At 64.8% G+C, this 17,331-nt stretch carries 14 protein-coding genes; 8 read left to right on the forward strand and 6 right to left on the reverse strand.

Going from position 1 to position 17,331, the window contains the following annotated elements; genetic code table 11:
• Positions 1-7: 7 nt before the first annotated feature.
• Positions 8-2,857 carry a DNA polymerase I gene (gene polA, locus B2V17_RS09345; RefSeq protein ID WP_292997083.1) on the reverse strand — a complete coding sequence of 950 codons (2,850 nt, stop codon included), beginning with the start codon at positions 2,855-2,857 and terminating at the stop codon, positions 8-10.
• A gap of 301 nt (positions 2,858-3,158) precedes the next feature.
• Here polA and B2V17_RS09350 point away from each other — a divergent pair, with 301 nt between their 5' ends.
• The 4 genes from B2V17_RS09350 to B2V17_RS09365 all read left to right on the forward strand — a co-directional run bounded on the left by B2V17_RS09350 (position 3,159) and on the right by B2V17_RS09365 (position 9,114).
• On the forward strand, positions 3,159-3,452 hold the full coding sequence (locus B2V17_RS09350; protein ID WP_292997084.1) for a hypothetical protein: 294 nt from the start codon (positions 3,159-3,161) through the stop codon (positions 3,450-3,452).
• A gap of 136 nt (positions 3,453-3,588) precedes the next feature.
• Positions 3,589-4,920 (forward strand): phosphotransferase family protein, encoded by a 1,332-nt coding sequence (locus B2V17_RS09355; RefSeq protein ID WP_292997085.1) that lies wholly within the window; start codon positions 3,589-3,591, stop codon positions 4,918-4,920.
• Positions 4,921-4,922: 2 nt separating this feature from the next.
• Positions 4,923-6,212, forward strand: a complete 1,290-nt coding sequence (locus tag B2V17_RS09360) for an acyl-CoA dehydrogenase family protein (RefSeq protein WP_292997086.1) — start codon at positions 4,923-4,925, stop codon at positions 6,210-6,212.
• 202 nt (positions 6,213-6,414) lie between these two features.
• Positions 6,415-9,114, forward strand: coding sequence for a TonB-dependent receptor plug domain-containing protein (locus B2V17_RS09365; protein ID WP_292997087.1), 2,700 nt, complete (start codon positions 6,415-6,417; stop codon positions 9,112-9,114).
• A gap of 55 nt (positions 9,115-9,169) precedes the next feature.
• On the opposite strand, the gene holA is transcribed toward B2V17_RS09365, so the two are convergent.
• The 4 genes from holA to B2V17_RS09385 form a co-directional block, all read right to left on the reverse strand.
• Positions 9,170-10,198, reverse strand: coding sequence for a DNA polymerase III subunit delta (holA, locus tag B2V17_RS09370; RefSeq protein ID WP_292997088.1), 1,029 nt, complete (start codon positions 10,196-10,198; stop codon positions 9,170-9,172).
• Positions 10,195-10,689, reverse strand: coding sequence for an LPS assembly lipoprotein LptE (gene lptE / locus B2V17_RS09375; RefSeq protein WP_292997089.1), 495 nt, complete (start codon positions 10,687-10,689; stop codon positions 10,195-10,197). Before lptE ends, holA begins: the two co-directional genes overlap by 4 nt.
• Positions 10,686-13,217 carry a leucine--tRNA ligase gene (gene leuS, locus B2V17_RS09380; RefSeq protein WP_292997090.1) on the reverse strand — a complete coding sequence of 844 codons (2,532 nt, stop codon included), beginning with the start codon at positions 13,215-13,217 and terminating at the stop codon, positions 10,686-10,688. Before leuS ends, lptE begins: the two co-directional genes overlap by 4 nt.
• Before the next feature lie 66 nt (positions 13,218-13,283).
• Positions 13,284-13,751 carry a DUF3576 domain-containing protein gene (locus B2V17_RS09385; RefSeq protein ID WP_292997091.1) on the reverse strand — a complete coding sequence of 156 codons (468 nt, stop codon included), beginning with the start codon at positions 13,749-13,751 and terminating at the stop codon, positions 13,284-13,286.
• A gap of 263 nt (positions 13,752-14,014) precedes the next feature.
• Here B2V17_RS09385 and B2V17_RS09390 point away from each other — a divergent pair, with 263 nt between their 5' ends.
• Positions 14,015-14,782 (forward strand): hypothetical protein, encoded by a 768-nt coding sequence (locus tag B2V17_RS09390; RefSeq protein WP_292997092.1) that lies wholly within the window; start codon positions 14,015-14,017, stop codon positions 14,780-14,782.
• Between the two features lie 104 nt (positions 14,783-14,886).
• Complete coding sequence (gene phbB / locus B2V17_RS09395; RefSeq protein WP_292997093.1) at positions 14,887-15,609, forward strand: acetoacetyl-CoA reductase; 723 nt, start codon at positions 14,887-14,889, stop codon at positions 15,607-15,609.
• Between the two features lie 116 nt (positions 15,610-15,725).
• Here the strand turns inward: phbB and B2V17_RS09400 are convergent, their stop codons facing one another.
• Positions 15,726-16,487: a helix-turn-helix domain-containing protein gene (locus tag B2V17_RS09400; RefSeq protein WP_292997094.1), complete on the reverse strand. Its 762-nt coding sequence runs from the start codon at positions 16,485-16,487 to the stop codon at positions 15,726-15,728.
• A gap of 273 nt (positions 16,488-16,760) precedes the next feature.
• On the opposite strand from B2V17_RS09400, the gene B2V17_RS09405 reads away from it, so the two are divergent.
• Entirely contained in the window at positions 16,761-17,003 is a 243-nt protein-coding gene (locus tag B2V17_RS09405; protein ID WP_292997250.1) for a ribbon-helix-helix domain-containing protein, read from the forward strand.
• 28 nt (positions 17,004-17,031) lie between these two features.
• The gene (locus tag B2V17_RS09410) at positions 17,032-17,316 is read left to right on the forward strand and encodes a hypothetical protein (protein WP_292997095.1); all 285 of its coding nucleotides are present in this window, start codon (positions 17,032-17,034) and stop codon (positions 17,314-17,316) included.
• Positions 17,317-17,331: the final 15 nt, after the last annotated feature.

Here is a 17,331-nt window from a genome sequence, read left to right on the forward strand (position 1 = left end):
GCTCCCGTCAATGGGCAGCGCCCCAGCTGGGGCCGGTGCCGATCTCCACACCCAGCGGCACGGTCAGGCGGACGGATGGCTCCGCCGCACCGGCCATCACGCTGCGGATCACTACGCTCGCCGCCGCGACATCGGCTTCGGGCAGTTCGAACACCAGTTCGTCGTGGACCTGCAGCAGCATCCGGACATGGCCCAGCCCGGCCGCTTCCAGCGCAGACATCATCCGCACCATCGCGCGCTTGATGATATCGGCGCTGGTGCCCTGGATCGGCGCGTTGATCGCCGCGCGTTCGGACCCGGCGCGCTCGTTCTGGTTCGACGAGCCGATCCGGGGGAACCAGCACTTGCGGCCGAACAGGGTCTCCGAAAAGCCCTTGTCGCGGACCGAGGCCAGGGTCTCGTGGATGTAGCGCTGTATTCCCGGGAAGCGCTGGAAATAGAGGTCGATCGTGGCCTGGGCTTCTTCGGACGTGATGCCCAGCCGCCCGGCCAGCCCCCAGCGGCTGATCCCGTAGAGGATCGCGAAGTTGACCGTCTTGGCCCGGCCGCGGGTATCGCGGTTTACCTCTCCGAACATTTCCTGCGCGGTGCGGGCGTGGATGTCTTCCCCCGCGGAAAAAGCCTCTTTCAGCGCCGGTACGTCGGCCATGTGCGCAGCCAGCCGCAGTTCGATCTGGCTGTAATCGGCAGCGAGCAGGACATTGCCGGGCTCGGCCACGAAGGCTTCGCGGATCTGGCGGCCGATCTCGGTCCGGATCGGGATATTCTGCAGGTTGGGTTCGGTCGAGCTCAATCGCCCGGTCTGCGCGCCGACCAGGCTGTAGCTGGTGTGGACCCGGCCCGTCGCAGGGTTGATCGCTTCCTGCAGTGCCTCGGTATAGGTGCTGCGCAGTTTCGAAAGCTGGCGCCATTCGAGCACCTTGGTGGCGATTTCGGCGCCTTCGCCAGCGAGACCTTCCAGCACGGAAACGTCGGTCGAATATTGGCCGCTCTTGCCCTTCTTTCCGCCCTTGTAGCCCAGCTTGTCGAACAGGATTGCGCCCAATTGCTGCGGGCTGCCGATCGTGAAGGGCTGCCCGGCCATGCTGTAGATCTCACCCTCCAGCTTGGCGATCTCTTCGGCAAAGGTCGAGGACAGCGATGCCAGCCGTTCGCGGTCGACCTTGATCCCGTGGCGCTCCATCTGCGCCACCACCGGTACAAGTGGCCGGTCGACCCGCTCATATACCCGCGTCGCGGCTTCCTCGGCCAGCCGCGGCTTGAGCAGGCGATGCAGCCGCCAGGTTACTTCGGCATCCTCGGCGGCATATTCGGTGGCGCGATCGAGCGGCACTTCGCCAAACGGGATCGCCTTCTTGCCGGTGCCGCAGATGTCCTTGAAGGCCAGGGTGGTGTGGCCGAGGTGGCGGGTGGAAAGCTCGTCCATCCCATGCCCGCCGCCGATCCCGTCGATGCTGCGTCCGGCATCGAGATCGAAGCTCATCACCATGGTATCGTCGATCGGGCCGACCGCGATCCCCCCCACCTGCTCTCCGGCCCGCGCCAGGACATTGAGATCGTACTTGGCGTTCTGGCCGATCTTGAGCACCGCATCGCTTTCGAGCAGCGGCTTCAGGATCGCCAGCGCACGGGTCATTTCAACCTGCGGCGGGCGTTCGGCAAACATGTCGCTGCCGCCGTGGCCCAGCGGGATGTAGCAGGCATCGCCCGGGCCAAGCGCCAGGCTGATCCCGGCCAGGTCGGCGCGCATCGCGTCGAGCGCGCTCGTTTCGGTATCGAAGGCCACCACATGTGCGGCCATTGCGCGGTCGACCCAGGCCTGCAGCGTCGCCTCGTCCTGTACGCAGGCATAGAGCGAGCGGTCGATCGCGGGCAGGGCGGGGAGCGGCTGGCGGTCGCTGCCGATTTTGGTGCCGGCCCCGGACGTGACCGGCTTTTCCGGGTGCAACTGGGTCTTGCGTTCCGGGCTGCCGCGCCCTTCGCCCAGCCGCTTGAGCAGCGAATTGAACCCGTGTTCTTCGAGGAATGCCGCCAGCGGCTCGGGCGGGATTGCATCGAGTTTGAAATCATCGAGCGCCATCGGCAAGGCGCAATCTTCCTTGAGCTGGACCAGCACCCGGCTGAGCCGCGCCATGTCAGCCTGCTCGATCAGGCTTTCCTGCATTTTCGAAGGTTTCATGGTCGGCGCGGCTGCCAGCGCACCTTCCAGGCTGCCGTATTCCTGGATCAGCTTGGTCGCGGTCTTTGGTCCGATCCCGCGAATGCCGGGAACGTTGTCGACCGCATCGCCCATCAGCGCCAGCACGTCGCCGACCTTCTCGGGGGCCACGCCGAATTTTTCCTCGACTTCGGGAATGCCGATCCGCAGGTTCTTCATCGTATCGAGCATGTCGATCCGGCCTTCACCGCAAGGGCCGACCAGTTGCATCAGGTCCTTGTCGGAGGAAACGATCGTCACGTCCCAGCCGCGCTCGGCCGCGGCGCGGGCATAGGATGCGATCAGGTCATCCGCTTCCAGTCCCATTTCCTCGATACAAGGCAGGCTGAAGGCCCGGGTCGCGTCGCGGATCAGCGGGAACTGCGGCTTGAGATCTTCGGGCGGCGGCGGGCGGTTGGCTTTGTAATCGGGGAAGATATCGTTGCGAAAGCTCTTGCCGCTGGCATCGAGGATCACCGCCAGATGGGTCGGCCCATCGGCCTTGTTGAGATCATCGGCCAGTTTCCACAGCATCGTGGTGTAACCATAGACTGCGCCAACCGGGACCCCTTGCGGGTTGGTCAGCGGCGGCAACCGGTGGTAGGCGCGAAAGATATAGGCCGAACCGTCGACCAGATAGAGATGCTGTTTGGGCTCCATGGCCCATGCCTAGCAGGACACGGTGCGCAGGGTAAGAGGCCGATGATCGCGGGCGAATCACCCTATCTTTTTTGCCCCACGGGCTTGTCACATAGCGGTCAGATCGCGGTGAAATGGATCAAAAGTGGCGGAAATGCGGCACGTTGGATTGGCCCTACAGCAATCTCTTGCATAGGGGGACGAAGGCCACTAAATCACCCCGCGAAGTCTACCGCATCGGTAGGCTTTCCGTGCGGTCGCTCGCGTCGAATTTGGCAAAAGCGGTCGTGCGTGGTCCACTCGCTGTTAAGGAATACCATACATGCGCAAGATCGTTCTCGCCGCCGCCGTTGCCGGTGCTGCTCTGACCCTGTCGGCCTGCTCGCAGGAAGCCAAGGAAGACGCCGCCGCCACCGCTACGGAAGCCGTTGAAGCTGCTACCGACGCTGCCACCGACGCCGCTTCGGCCGGTGCTGAAGCTGTCGACGCCGCCAAGGGTGCTGCCGCTGAAGGCGCTGCTGCCGCTTCGGGCGCTGCTGCTGAAGCCGGTGCTGCTGCCGAAGGCGCTGCCAAGGAAGCTGCTGCTGCTGCCGACGAAGCCGCGAAGAAGATGTAATCTTCGCCTTCGGGCAAACGGATCGGGGCGCGGAGGGAGACCTTCGCGCCCCTTTTCTTTATGTTCGCTTGACTCGTTTAATCGCGCGATTAACTTTCGCTCCGCACCGGTCATTCAAGGCCGGCGGGAGAGAGAGTTGAGCGCTTCCCTGCCTGAAGGCCTTGCTGCGGCGCTGCGCCGGATCGGCTTGCCTGCGCCCGCAGCGCTTGAACGGCTGTCAGGCGGGGCCAATATGGAAAGCTGGCGCTTCACCGCGGGCACCAAAACCTGCGTGCTGCGCCGCGCGCCTTCGCTCGAGATGATGGCCGGCCGGCCGATGGACCATGGCGGAGAGGCGGCGCTGATCCGCGCCGCCCGCGCTGCCGGGGTGATGGCACCCGAAGTGCTGGTCGAACTTGCGCCGGATGACGGTATCGGCTCGGGCTATGTGATGCGCGCCATTTCCGGCTCGCCCGATCCCAATGCCTTTCTGGCCGAAGCCGATCCAGCCCTGGCGATCCGCGACATTGCCCGCGAACTTGTCGCCACCCACCGCACCGATTGCACCGGTCTGCCAGTGCCGGTGATGGACACTGCCGAGGCACTGGGCGCGCTGCGCGAGCGCTTTCTTGAATACGGCGGGGACCGGCCGATCCTTGCCCTGGCGCTGCGCTGGCTCGAAGCAAACATCCCGCCGCCGGTTACGCCTCGGCTGGTTCACGGCGATTTCCGGCTCGGCAACCTGATGTTCGAGCATGGCCGGCTGACCGGGGTGCTTGACTGGGAATTGGCGCACCTGGGTGACTGGCACGAGGATCTGGCCTTCGGCTGCATGACCGTCTGGCGCTTTTCGCGGCCCGACCGACCGGGCTATGGCCTGACCACGGTGGAAGAGCTTGCGGCGGCTTACGAAGAGGCCGGGGGCGACAAGTTCGACCCTGACCGGTTCCGTTTCTGGACGATCTACCGGACCTTCTGGTGGGCGCTCGGCTGCCTGCAGATGGGCGGGTACTGGCGCGCCGGGCATGATCGTTCGGTCGAACGCGTGGTGGTCGCCCGCCGCACCGCCGAGCAGGAGCTGGACCTGCTGCTGTTGCTGGAAGACATGGCTCCCGAGGCCGAACGCAGCCGCCCGCTGCCGCCCGCCGCAGAGCCGTTGCCCGCAACCACAGGCGAACCGAGCGGAGCCGAAATTCTGACCGCCATATCCGAATGGCTTGGCAGCGAGATCAAGCCGCTGGTGTCCGGGCGCGGCAAGTTCGACCTTGCGGTCGCCCGCAACGCCCTGGGCATCGTCGCGCGCGAGATCGAGCAGCGCCCTAGCGCCACCGATGCGGAACTTTCCGCCGATTTGATGTCGGGCAAGGCGGACCTGGCCACGCCCGGCCTGTTGGCCAGACTGCGCCGCATGGCGCTGGCCAAGCTTGCCGCCGACATGCCGAAGTATCCCGCCCTCGCAGCCGCGCGGGCGAAATGGGAAGGAAACTGACAATGGACTTTGCGATCCCCCAGGACCTCGTCGACTACCTCGCCGAGCTCGATGCGTTCATCGCTGCGGAGATCAAGCCGCTGGAGCAGCAGGATGACAACATCCGCTTCTTCGACCATCGCCGCGAATGGGCCCGAACCGATTTCGAAAACGACGGCCTGCCGCGCCACGAATGGGAAATGCTGCTGCGCGAAGCCTCGCTGCGGGCCGACAAGGCCGGGCACTGGCGCTTTTCCGCGCCCAAAAAGTACGGCGGCAAGGACGGTTCCAACCTGTGGATGGCCGTGATCCGCGACCGCTTCGCGGCGATGGGGCTGGGGCTGCACAACGATCTGCAGAACGAGCACTCGATCGTCGGCAATTTTCCGTTCGTGGCAATGTTCGAACATTTCGGCACGCCCGAACAGCAGGAAGAATTCATCCTCGGCGGGTTCAACCGCCAGCGCCGAGTCGCTTTCGGCCTGACCGAACCCGACCACGGCTCCGACGCGACCCACATGGAAACCCGTGCGGTCCGCGAAACCCGCGATGGCGTGCCGGGCTGGCGGATCGACGGGCGCAAGATGTGGATCACCGGCATGCATGTCGCCACCCATTGCGCCGCGTTCTGCCGGACCAGCGGCAAGGACGGCGATGCCAGGGGTATCACCTGTCTGCTGGTTCCGATCGACACCCCCGGCATGGTGGTCGACGAATATATGTGGACCTTCAACATGCCGACCGATCACCCGCGGATGCATTTCGAGAATTGCTGGGTGCCGGAATCGGCGGTGCTCGGCCCGGTCGACGGCGGGCTCTCGATTGCGCAGAGCTTCGTGCACCAGAACCGCATCCGTCAGGCCGCCAGCTCGCTGGGGGCGGCGACCTACTGCGTCGAGGAAAGCGTCAAATACGCCCGCGAAAGGAAGCCGTTCGGGCAGGAGCTCGCGCGCAACCAGGGGATTCAGTTCCCGCTGGTCGAGCTGGCCACCCAGTGCGAGATGCTGCGCGCCTTCATCTACAAGACCGCCTGGGAGATGGACCAGATCCCGCACAAGGAACTGGAGCACCAGCTGTCCGACAAGATCAGCATGTGCAACTACTACGCCAACCGGCTGGTCTGCGAAGCGGCTGACCGGGCGATGCAGGTTCACGGCGGGATCGGCTATTCACGGCACAAGCCGTTCGAGCACATCTATCGCCATCATCGCCGTTACCGGATTACCGAAGGCGCCGAAGAAATTCAGATGCGCAAGGTTGCGGCCTACCTGTTCGGATATCTCGGGCCGCGCAAGGCGCAATATCAGGGCTGAAGCCAAAGCGTTGCCGCACTGCAACAAACGGCGAAATTCGTAACCGGCCTCTTGTTCTGGCGAGAGAATCTATTCAATCTGGCCATTCCGTTACAAAGCGCCGGGGCGGCCCGGTCGTTCACATAAGAATTATTGGGGTACCGTTATGCGTTCCAGCAACCGATTTGCTCTGCTCTGCAGCCTTTCCGCCTTCGCAGTTGCCATGCCGGCCCAGGCGCAGGACGCCCCGGCCGAGGACGAAGCCGGCCCCACGATCATCGTCACCGGGACCCGCGCTGCCTCGCGCACGGTCGAAAAGTCGCCGGTGCCGGTCGATGTGCTGACATCCGATGCGATCACCGAAGGCGGTCAGGTCGAAACCAACAAGATCCTCAACAAGCTGGTGCCCAGCTTCAACTTCCCGCAGCCGGCGATTGCCGACGGGTCCGACGCACTGCGCCCGGCTACCCTGCGCGGCCTTGGCCCGGACCAGACCCTCGTGCTGGTCAATGGCAAGCGCCGCCACGTTTCGGCGCTGCTCAACATCAACGGCACGGTCGGGCGCGGTTCGGCGGCGGTCGACATGAACGCGATTCCCGCGCTGGCGATCGACCGGATCGAAGTGCTGCGTGATGGCGCATCCTCGCAATATGGCTCCGACGCGATCGCCGGGGTGATCAACATCCGGCTCAAGACCACCAGCGAAGGCGGCCGCGCGGCGATCTCGTACGGCAAGTACCACACCACGATCGACGGGGTCGACAATGTCACCGGTCTGGTCACCTCGGGCGGACAGCCGCAGCTGATGACCACTGACAGCCGCTATTTCCAGGCAACTGTCGAAGGTGAGCGCAAGGCCCGTGACGGAGAAAGCTATGCGATCGCGACCAACATCGGCCTGCCGTTCTTCGGGGTCGAGGGCGGCTATATCAACCTGACCGCCGAATACCGCCACCGCGGCTACACCAACCGTCAGGGCTTTGACCTGCGGCCGAACTACATCCGCCCGACCGCGACCACCTGGGACCCGCGCGAGCTGACCTTCAACCGGCTCGAATTCCGCTTTGGCGATCCCGAGGCGGACGATTTCATCCTGTTCGGCAACATGGCCGTGCCGGTCAGCGACAGCCTTGAGCTTTATTCCTTCGCCAGCTTCAACCAGCGCGATTCGCTGAGCGCGGCGAACTATCGCCAGCAGAATGCTGCCGCCAACCGCGACTGGTCGGTGCTGGCTCCCAACACTTCGCCGACCACTGCCAACTTCGTCGGCCTGACCGCAGATGGCTTCCTGCCGTTCATCCAGTCCGACCTGTCGGACGTGGCGGTGACCGCTGGCCTGCGCACTACGGCCGGTACTTGGAATATTGACGGCTCGTTCTCGTTCGGCCGCAATGCCTTTGATTACCGGGTCGAAAATTCACTCAACACCAGCTTCGGTCCGGCCAGCCAGCGCAGCTTTGATGCCGGCGGGCTTTCCTACAAGCAGACCATGGCGAATCTTGATGTCAACCGCGAGTTCGATGTCGGCTTTGCCAAGCCGCTGACCCTGGCCTTCGGCGCCGAATATCGCGCCGAGCGGTTCCAGATTCGCCCCGGCGAACTGCAGTCCTGGGCGATCGGACCCTATTTCCGGGCATCCTACGTGACCACGGCCGGCGATTGCACCGCGCAGAGCGGGGTATTCAACGTCGGGACCAGCACATGCTCGTTCCCTGGCCGCGGCGCTGGGGCGGGTGCCCAGGGCTTCCCCGGGATCCCCGCATCCAGCCTGACCAACGTCAAGCGTGAAAACGTTGCCGGTTATGTCGAGCTCGATACCGACATCGCCGAAGGACTGAGCACCACTGCGGCGGCGCGCTATGAACACTATTCGGACTTTGGCGATACCCTGACCGCCAAGTTCGCCGCGCGCTATGAATTCAGCCCGGGCTTTGCCGTGCGCGGATCGGTTTCCAACGGGTTCCGCGCGCCGTCGCTGCACCAGCAATATTTCACCACCACTTCGACCAACTTCATCGGCGGACTGCCCGTCGATATCTCGACAGTGGCGGTCAACAGCCCGGTTGCCCGGGCGCTGGGTTCGAAGGATCTGAAGCCGGAAAAGTCGCTCAACTTCTCGGCCGGCTTCACTGCCAATCCGTTCAACGGGCTGACCTTTACGATCGACTATTACAACATCCGCATCAATGACCGGATCGTGCTGACCGAAAACCTCGGCGCGGCCGGCAGCGGTACGGCGGCGGTCAACGCCGCGGTCAAGACCGTGCTCGATACCAATGGTTTCCAGTCGGTCGGCGCGGCGCGGTTCTTCATCAACGGTCTCGATACCCGCACCCAGGGCGTCGATGCCGTGCTCAACTGGCGCCTGCCGTTTGAAGGCATGGGCAAGTGGACCTTCACCGCCGCCTATAACTACAACAAGCAGTCGATCATCAAGTACAAGAACGATCTTGGCCCGTTGGCCTCGATCCCCAACCTGATCCTGTTCGGCCGGGTTGAATCGATCCGCTTCACCGAAGGCCAGCCGCGCGACAAGGTGGTGCTGAGCCTGGATGGCGATCTGGGCAAGTTCGGGATCAATGCCCGCACCACCCGCTACGGCAAGGTCACTTCGCCCGGATCGGCATCGCCGCTTGCTCCCAATGCCGCCAGCCTGACCGCCTATGGGCCGGATGACATCTTCCTGGGTGCCAAGTGGATCACGGATCTTGAGTTGCAGTTCAAGCCGACCGAAGCGATCAGCTTTGCGATCGGCGCGGACAACGTGTTCGACGTCTATCCGGATCGTTCGCCCTGGGGCCTGCGTCCGGCCACGATCGGTGGGTCTTATCCCGCCAATCAGCAGTACATCCCGTTCTCGATCTTCTCACCCTTCGGGTTCAACGGACGCTACCTCTACGCCCGCGTCGCGGTCGATTTCTAGAGCTCGGGATTGGAGCGCAGCGCGGGCCCCGAACGCGGGTCCGCGCTGCGACTGATCAAGTGCGCGCGGCGGCCCGGGCGATTTCGGTCAGGCCCTGGGCCAGCAGCAGTTCGGCATTCTGGCTGTTGGCCAGCAGCGCGCGGTGCAGTTCGATCAGCTTGTCGACCAGCCGCGTCAGCCGCTTGCCGCGCCAGCGGCGGACCTGGACGCCCAGCTCGCGCTCGTCCTTCCAGAACACCCGCCGGGCCTGGACCTCAGCCTTGAGCACCACCTGGACATCGCCGCGCGGGCCGACCTTGGCCGCCAGCTGGGCCAGCTGGGCCGCGCGCCGTTCGAAGGCAAGGAGGACGCCGACCGGGCTCAGCCCCAGTTCGCGCATCCGCTTGAGTTCGCCGCCGACCTTACCGGCCTCTCCGCCCAGCACCGCGCTGACCAGCGAGGCGAAGCCATCGTCCTCGGTCCGCGCGCCGATCGCTTCGAGCGCTTCGGCATCGGCCCGGCGCGGCGCCTGCGGGCTGGCGTCGAGGTAGAGCGCGAGCTTGGTCACTTCGGACTGGGCCAGCCGGGTATCGAGCGCCGCGGCGCGGGCGATCCGCTCGGCCAGGTCACCGCCCAGCGTCACTCCTGCGGCATCGGCCATGTCGCGAACCGCGCCGGTCACGCTGCGAAGGTCCGGCGGCCAGAACATCGCGACCAGCGCATCGTCGCGCCCGGCCAGCAGCTTGGCGGTGCGCGACTTGTCGCTCGCGCTGGTCGCGACAATCAGCACCGGACAGCCCTCGACCTCGCCTTCGATCAGGTTCTGCACCGCATCGTGCGCTTCGTCGCCCGAGGCACGGACCCAGATGTGGCGGCTTTCCCCGAACAGCGAAGTCGATCGCGCCTCGTCACCCAGCTTGACCGGATCGCGCTTCAGCTCCGCGCCGCCAAGCTCGATCCGCTCGCCCGGATCGTCGAGCAGCGCGGCGATAGTGTGCGCGGCATCGTTGGCCCCGGCATCGTCGGGCCCGCAGAAGAAGAACACCCGGGCCTGCCGTGCAGCGCGTGGGGCCAGGCCCTTGAAGTCCTTGTTCGTCGCCTTCACTTCGCGCCGTTGCGCAGAGTCAGGGCGACGCGGGTGACGATCCGGTCTGCCACCTGCTTGGTCAGGTTTTCCAGCGCGGTATTCTCGGCGGCGATGGTGGCATATTCGCTGCTGACCACGTCGATCCCTGCATCGGATCCGGCGGTGGCATCCAGCACAATCTCGCCGCTGGCCAGATCGACCAATTGGTAACGCGCACGCAGCGTCCGCCGTTCGCGCGCGACGGTATCGTCGGACAGCAGGCCCAGCCCTTCGACCTTGTCGTCAAGCCGCACATCGAGCCGAAAGCGCGGGGTGACGCCCGAATTCGGCGATCCCAGCCGGTCGACCAGCGCATTGCGCATCAGCCAGCCGGATTTGCCCTCGATCGTCGAAACCTCGATCCCGGCCAGACCCTGGGCCACGGTGCCCGATGCCCCGCCGGCATACATCGGCTTCAGCCCGCAAGCGGACAGCAGCAATGCCAGGCAGAGGGCCGCGAGCCGCATCATGCTACCAGGTTCACCAGCCGGTCGGGCACCACGATCACCTTTTTCACCGCCTTGCCATCAAGCGCACGCTGGACCTTCTCGGAAGCCAGCGCAAGCGCCTCCAGCTCTTCGCGGGGCAGGCCCTTGGCGACGGTCAGGGTGTCGCGCAGCTTGCCCAGCACCTGGATCGCGACGGTCACCTCGTCATCGATCAGCAGCGCGGGATCGACCGGCGGCCAGGCGGCGTCTGCGATCAGACCGTCGCCGCCGATCTGCGACCAGGCATCCTCGGCAAGGTGCGGCATCATCGGCGCGACCAGCAGCAGGATCGTGCGGATCGCGGCCGAGCGGCTGGCCGAAGGTGCGGCCTTCTCAACCGCGCTGGTCAGTTCGTAAATCCGCGCCACGGCCTTGTTGAAGCCGAGCGAAGCAATGTCCTCGGCCACTGCGGCCACGGTCTGATCGCGCTTGCGATCAATCGCCTTGTCTTCGCCAACGGCAGCGGCATCGTATTGCCCGAACAGGCGCCACAGCCGCTGGACGAACCGCGCGCAGCCTTCGATCCCGGCCTCGGACCAGGGCAGATCGCGCTCTGGCGGGCTGTCGGACAGCATGAACCATCGGACCGCATCGGCGCCGTACTGGGCAATGATGTCATCCGGATCGACGACATTCTTCTTGCTCTTCGACATCTTGATGACCCGGCCGACCTCGACCGGCTGACCATCGGCCTTGAGCGTTGCGCCCTCGCCGCTGCGGCCGACTTCCTCGGGCGAGAAGAAGATCGGCACACCATTGGCCGGATCGATCCGCGAATAGGTCTCGTGCGTCACCATGCCTTGCGTAAACAGGCTGGCGAAGGGTTCCTTCACATCGATCATGCCGATGTGGTTGAGCGCGCGGGTCCAGAACCGGGCGTAGAGCAGGTGGAGGATCGCATGTTCGATCCCGCCGATATATTGCTCCACCGGCAGCCATTGCTTGATCACGTCCGGGTCGAACGGCTTTCCGCCCGGCTGACTGGCAAAGCGCAGGAAATACCAGCTCGAATCCGCGAAGGTATCGAGCGTATCGGTCTCGCGCACGGCCGGCTTGCTGCATTGTGGGCAGTCGACATGCTTCCATGTGGGGTGACGCAGCAGCGGGTTGCCGGGGGTCTGGAAGTCGATATCCTCGGGCAGGACGACCGGCAGCTGGTTCTTGGGCACCGGGACAACACCGCAGTCATCGCAGTGGATGAACGGGATCGGCGTGCCCCAATAACGCTGGCGCGAAACGCCCCAGTCGCGCAGGCGGTACTGGGTTTCGGCCTGGCCCCAGCCGTCGTGCTGGGCCTTGGCGATGATATCGGCCTTGGCCCGCTCGATCGTCATCCCGTCGAGCCAGTCCGAATTCACGATCCGGCCGGGGCCGGTATAGGCCTCGTCGCCGTCAAAGCTTGCACCGGTCTCGTCGCCATCGGCCACCACGCGGGTTACCGGCAGGTCATACTTGCGGGCGAAATCGAGATCGCGCTGGTCATGCGCCGGGCAGCCGAACACCGCGCCGGTGCCGTAATCCATCAGCACGAAGTTCGCGACATAGACCGGCAGGTGCCATGACTTCTTGAGCGGATGCTCGACCGAATAGCCGGTGTTGAAGCCCTTCTTTTCGGCGGTTTCCAGCTCGGCCGCCGTGGTGCCGCCCTGCTTGCATTCCTCGATGAAGGCCGCCAGCTCGGGCACATTGGCGGCCATCTTCTGGGCGAACGGATGGTCGGCGGCGATCGCGACGAAGCTCGCCCCGAACATCGTATCGGGCCGGGTGGTATAGACCTCGATCCCGTCCGGGCTGTCGACGAAGCGAAAGGTGCATTTCAGGCCCTGGCTCTTGCCGATCCAGTTTTCCTGCATCAGCCGGACCTTCTCCGGCCAGTTCTTGAGCTCGCCCAGCCCGGCCAGCAGATCGTCGGCAAACTGGGTAATCTTGAGGAACCACTGGCTCAGCTTACGCTTTTCGACCAGCGCGCCGCTGCGCCAGCCGCGGCCATCGATCACCTGTTCGTTGGCCAGCACGGTCATGTCGACCGGATCCCAGTTGACCGCCGATTCCTTGCGGTAAACCAGCCCGGCCTTGTACATGTCGAGGAACAGGGCCTGCTCATGGCCGTAATAGTCCGGCTCGCAGGTCGAAAGTTCGCGAGTCCAATCGAACGAAAAGCCGAGCCGCTTAAGCTGCTGCGTCATCGCCTTGATATTGTCGCGGGTCCAACCGCCGGGGTGGACGCCCTTTTCCATCGCGGCGTTCTCGGCCGGCATTCCGAACGAATCCCAGCCCATCGGATGCAGCACTTCGAAGCCCTGCATCTTCTTGGTGCGGGCCAGCACGTCGCCCATCGTATAGTTGCGGACATGGCCGATGTGGATGCGCCCCGATGGATAGGGGAACATTTCCAGGATGAAGCTTTTGGGCTTGGCCGAAGTGTCATCGGCCTTGAAGGTCTGCGCCTGGTCCCAGGCGGCTTGCCAGCGTGGATCGGCGCTGGCGGAATCGAAACGTTCGGTAGTCATGAGGCCCCTCTAACGGCTTGCCGACCCGGCGCAAGCCGGGAGGGCAGCGGCGCCGGGGGCTGATTGTTATTTGCCCGCGGAAGCCTGACGGCGCAGGTCGCGGGCGCGGGTAAGGATCACGTCTTCAAGCTTCTGGGTGGTAGCAGCGGCCACCGGAGCATCGACCCACACGCCGTTGGTCAGGACCTGGCGGCTGGCAGCGACGCGCAGGGCGTCGGCGCGCAGATCCTGGTCGAGGATCGTCACCGAAACCTTCATCCGCTCGTTCGGATTGTTGGGGTTGGCGTACCAGTCGGTCACGACCACACCGCCGTTGCTGTCGGTCTGCAGCAGCGGCATGAAGCTCAGCGCTTCGAGCGTGGCCCGCCACAGGTAGGAATTGACGCCGATCGTCGTCACCTTGCTGGCCGCGAGATCGGCCTTGGGGCGATCCTTTCCGCCGCAGGCAGCAAGCGAGACCACGGCCAGCCCGAGCAGGCCGGCGCGGGCGGCATGGCCCAGGATGTTCGCTTTGCGGAAAGTGCTGGCAGTCATTCGTTCCATCCGGGTTCTTGTGGTCAAAAGTCCAGCCACTTGCTGGTGCGCAGCCTCTATAGCCGAGGCGGGCGGCGCGGCAAGCCTGCTGTGCGGCGCTATAACCGGTTGGCGCGGTGAACCCCGGCTGAATGGTCGCGGCTGGCCCACCGTTAACCGGCAATTCAGCCCGACCGGTGCAGATGCCGCTTGGATTCGCGCGCGTTTTGCGCGACAATTGCACGTCCGGATGGCGAAGCCACCGTCCCGCCGCAGGAGCTTTGGTGACCGCACTGACCGCCTCGACCAAGCGCAAGCCCGGGAATGCTGCCGGGGCCGCGATGCTGTTCGCGACGGTCGGCTTCCTCGCGCTCCCTTCGGCGGTCCTGGCCTTTGCCAACCATTTCGATTCGCCTGCACCCGCACCATTTGTGACCGAAGGCGGGTTCGAACCGGCCGAGGTCGATCCTCGCCTGGCCCGCTCAATCACCGTTCGCGCGCTGAGCAAGGACCGGACCTTCCGCTTTACCCCCGCAGCCGGACCGGCTCGGCCCGATGGTGCGGTGACCGTGGCGGTGCGGGTTGATTCGCGCGCGCTGGCCGCGCTGGGCTTGCGGCCATCCACCCCGGCCGAAGCTGTCCAGGCCCAGCCGGGCGGGCTCGGCATCGCGCCGACGGCCTACAGCCTTGGCGCGGCGCGCGGCTATCGCAGCTTTGCCAGCAATACGGCTGCCACGCCCGGGCCGCGGATGAACCTGCCGGACATGCCTGACCTTGCCGCCTATCAGCCCAAGCAAAGCACCGCTCCGGCCAAGACCTCGCGCTTTGCTCCGCAGGTTGAACTGGAAGAGCGCGAGAAGACCGGGCGCAGCCCGCGGACTTTCGAGCAAGCCGACCAGACTGTCGGGGTCGGCGGGTCCTATCGCGTCACTCGCAACCTCAACGTCACCGCGGGTGTGCGGGTCACGTCCGACCGCGACCGTCTGGTTCCCCTGACCGATGGCAAGCAGGACAATCAGGCCGTTTACGTCGGCACCCAGTTCCGCTTCTAGGCATTCGAAAAAACTGCCTCCTTTACGTATGCGGCAGTCTTGCCGCCTGCATTGCCGCTGCCTAAGCATGCCGTAACGGCAGTCTTGGGAAAGGCATTGGCATCATGGCACGCGTAGCAATCGTCACCGGCGGAACCAGGGGCATCGGCGAGGCGATCTGCCAGCGCCTCAAGATGCAGGGCCACACCGTCATCGCCAACTACGGCGGGAATGATGCCAAGGCCAAGGCCTTCAGTGAAGTCACTGGGATCCCATCGATCCGCTGGGACGTCGGCGATCACGAGGCCTGCATTCACAACTGCAACGACATCGCGGCCGAATATGGCCCGATCGATATCGTCATCAACAACGCCGGGGTGACCCGTGACGGCGTGCTCCACAAAATGACATTCGACGACTGGAACGAGGTGATGCGGATCAACCTCGGCGGGTGCTTCAACATGGCCAAGGCGACGTTCCCCGGTATGCGCGAGCGCGGCTGGGGGCGGATCGTCAACATCGGCTCGATTAACGGCCAGGCCGGGCAATATGGCCAGGTCAACTATGCCGCCGCCAAGAGCGGGATCCACGGCTTCACCAAGGCGCTGGCCCAGGAAGGCGCCAAATACGGCGTCACCGTCAACGCGATCGCCCCGGGTTATATCGATACCGACATGGTCGCCGCGGTGCCTGCCCCGGTGCTGGAAAAGATCGTTGCGAAGATTCCGGTCGGCCGGCTTGGCCAGGCCGAGGAAATCGCCCGCGGGGTGGCCTTTCTGACCAGCGACAACGGCGGCTTTGTCACCGGATCAACCATGAGCATCAACGGCGGCCAGCACATGTATTGATCCTTCGACAGGCTCAGGATGAGCGGAGGTGCGGTCGCTTCCGTTCCCGCTCAGGCTGAGCCTGTCGAAGCCCTCCCGTCACACCCGGACTCCATGGCCACCCCTTACCTCCGCGATCAGTCGAGCAACAGGCCGACCACCCGCCAGTTGCCATCCTCGTAAGCCATCGCCAGCGTCTCGACCGCATCGCGCCCGCTGGCAAAGTGGCTGCGGAAGCGGACGTTCCAGAAACCATTGGGCGGAGCTGGGCCGAAATCGGCTGTGATCAGCTCGCGCGAAAACGCGGGTCCCAGCGCGCCATGAGCGTCCTGTGCTGCCTTGCTCCATCCTTCGAGCGTGTTGTTCTTGCGAAACGCGCTACCTGTTGCAGCGTAGCTTGCCTCCCAGTTACGCGCATCGACCAGCGCCAGGAACTGCCGGGCCGCTTGCTCGGCCTGCTGCTGCGATGCTTCGACGGCGACCGGAACCTCCTTGGCTGCGCCTGCGTCGCTTGCCCCGCCGCTGGCCAGCGCGACTGCAGCCAGGATTGCCATTGTCATAGTCATGACGAGTCCTCCAATCATCCAGCCCGCCTGCGGCACCATGCCGGGGCGCTGGCCGGGATGGTGCGCAATTTGGGCTTGGGCCGGTGCCGAAGCATCCCCCAAAGCCTTGTCCCCCAACAATTCGGGGTCCTGCTCCTCCAGCTCGCGCAGCAGCCGCGCGGCCTCGCGGCTGGAAGATGTCGCCAGCTTGCGCCGCGCTTCGCGCAGCCGTTCGTTGATGGTGTGGACCGAAAGCCCCAGATGCCGGGCCATGCTCTTGGCGTCATAGCCGGTCACCAGCAGCCGCAGCGTCTGCTTCTCCTTTTCGGTCAGGGACTGATAGCCGGTGGACATGGCGCCGGGTGTAGGGGTGGGGGGTAAAGCGGGCCACCCCGAATTTTTCGTATCTGGGTTCGGCCAGCGACCGCCAAGGTCCTCTCCATTTTCCCCTGAGCTTGTCGAAGGGGCAAATGGGGAGGTGGCGCCGCGAGACGAAGTCGGCCGAAGGCCAACCGGTGACGGAGGGGTATCGACGCCAGCCCAGAAGCCCCTCCGTCAGTTCCTGCGGAACTGCCACCTCCCCGTTTGTGCTTCGCAAAAACGGAGAGGATCGGATAGAATCGCATGATGACCACCCCCTACCACCCCCCGCGCAAACGCTCGATCGAGATCGCCGGGCACAAGACCTCGATCAGCCTCGAGCCGCTGTTCTGGGAGCTGCTGAAGCAGGCCGCCGCAGCCGAAGGACTGCCGATCAGCGCCCTGGTCGCCCGGATCGATGCCGAGCGGATCAAGGCCCCGGTTCCGCCGGGGCTGGCGGGGGCGATCAGGGTCTGGCTGGTGGCTTGGCTGGCGGAGCGGCTGGCTTAGTCGCTGGCCATGTGGAATGGGAGGAACCATGCAATTCGCACGCAAACTGCGCCAACGGATTGTCTCGGCCGAAATCACCTGCAGCATTCGCATCTGGCAGAACGCCAGGGTCAAGACCGGGGGCCGTTACAAGCTGGCGGACGGGCACATTCACGTCACCTCGGTCCGCGAGATCGAGCCCGAAGCGGTCACCGACGAACTCGCCCGCATTTCCGGGTTTGAAGACCGCGAAGACCTGTTCGCAACCGCCCGGCATGGCCGGGGCGAGAATGTCTATCTGATCGAGTTTCACTACGTGCCGTGTCCGGCTTGAGCGTCTGGCGAACGG

It is taken from the genome of Novosphingobium sp. UBA6272 (genome assembly GCF_002440635.1).
Classification (GTDB): Bacteria; Pseudomonadota; Alphaproteobacteria; order Sphingomonadales; family Sphingomonadaceae; genus Novosphingobium.

Bases quoted from the DNA above. Each gene is read 5' to 3' on its own strand.
- leuS (WP_292997090.1), bottom strand. From the start codon at position 13,217: ATGACTACCGAACGTTTCGATTCCGCCAGCGCCGATCCACGCTGGCAA.
- B2V17_RS09360 (WP_292997086.1), top strand. From the start codon at position 4,923: ATGGACTTTGCGATCCCCCAGGACCTCGTCGACTACCTCGCCGAGCTC.
- B2V17_RS09405 (WP_292997250.1), top strand. From the start codon at position 16,761: ATGACCACCCCCTACCACCCCCCGCGCAAACGCTCGATCGAGATCGCC.
- B2V17_RS09400 (WP_292997094.1), bottom strand. From the start codon at position 16,487: ATGTCCACCGGCTATCAGTCCCTGACCGAAAAGGAGAAGCAGACGCTG.
- polA (WP_292997083.1), bottom strand. From the start codon at position 2,857: ATGGAGCCCAAACAGCATCTCTATCTGGTCGACGGTTCGGCCTATATC.
- phbB (WP_292997093.1), top strand. From the start codon at position 14,887: ATGGCACGCGTAGCAATCGTCACCGGCGGAACCAGGGGCATCGGCGAG.
- B2V17_RS09410 (WP_292997095.1), top strand. From the start codon at position 17,032: ATGCAATTCGCACGCAAACTGCGCCAACGGATTGTCTCGGCCGAAATC.
- lptE (WP_292997089.1), bottom strand. From the start codon at position 10,689: ATGATGCGGCTCGCGGCCCTCTGCCTGGCATTGCTGCTGTCCGCTTGC.
- B2V17_RS09350 (WP_292997084.1), top strand. From the start codon at position 3,159: ATGCGCAAGATCGTTCTCGCCGCCGCCGTTGCCGGTGCTGCTCTGACC.
- B2V17_RS09365 (WP_292997087.1), top strand. From the start codon at position 6,415: ATGCCGGCCCAGGCGCAGGACGCCCCGGCCGAGGACGAAGCCGGCCCC.
- B2V17_RS09385 (WP_292997091.1), bottom strand. From the start codon at position 13,751: ATGACTGCCAGCACTTTCCGCAAAGCGAACATCCTGGGCCATGCCGCC.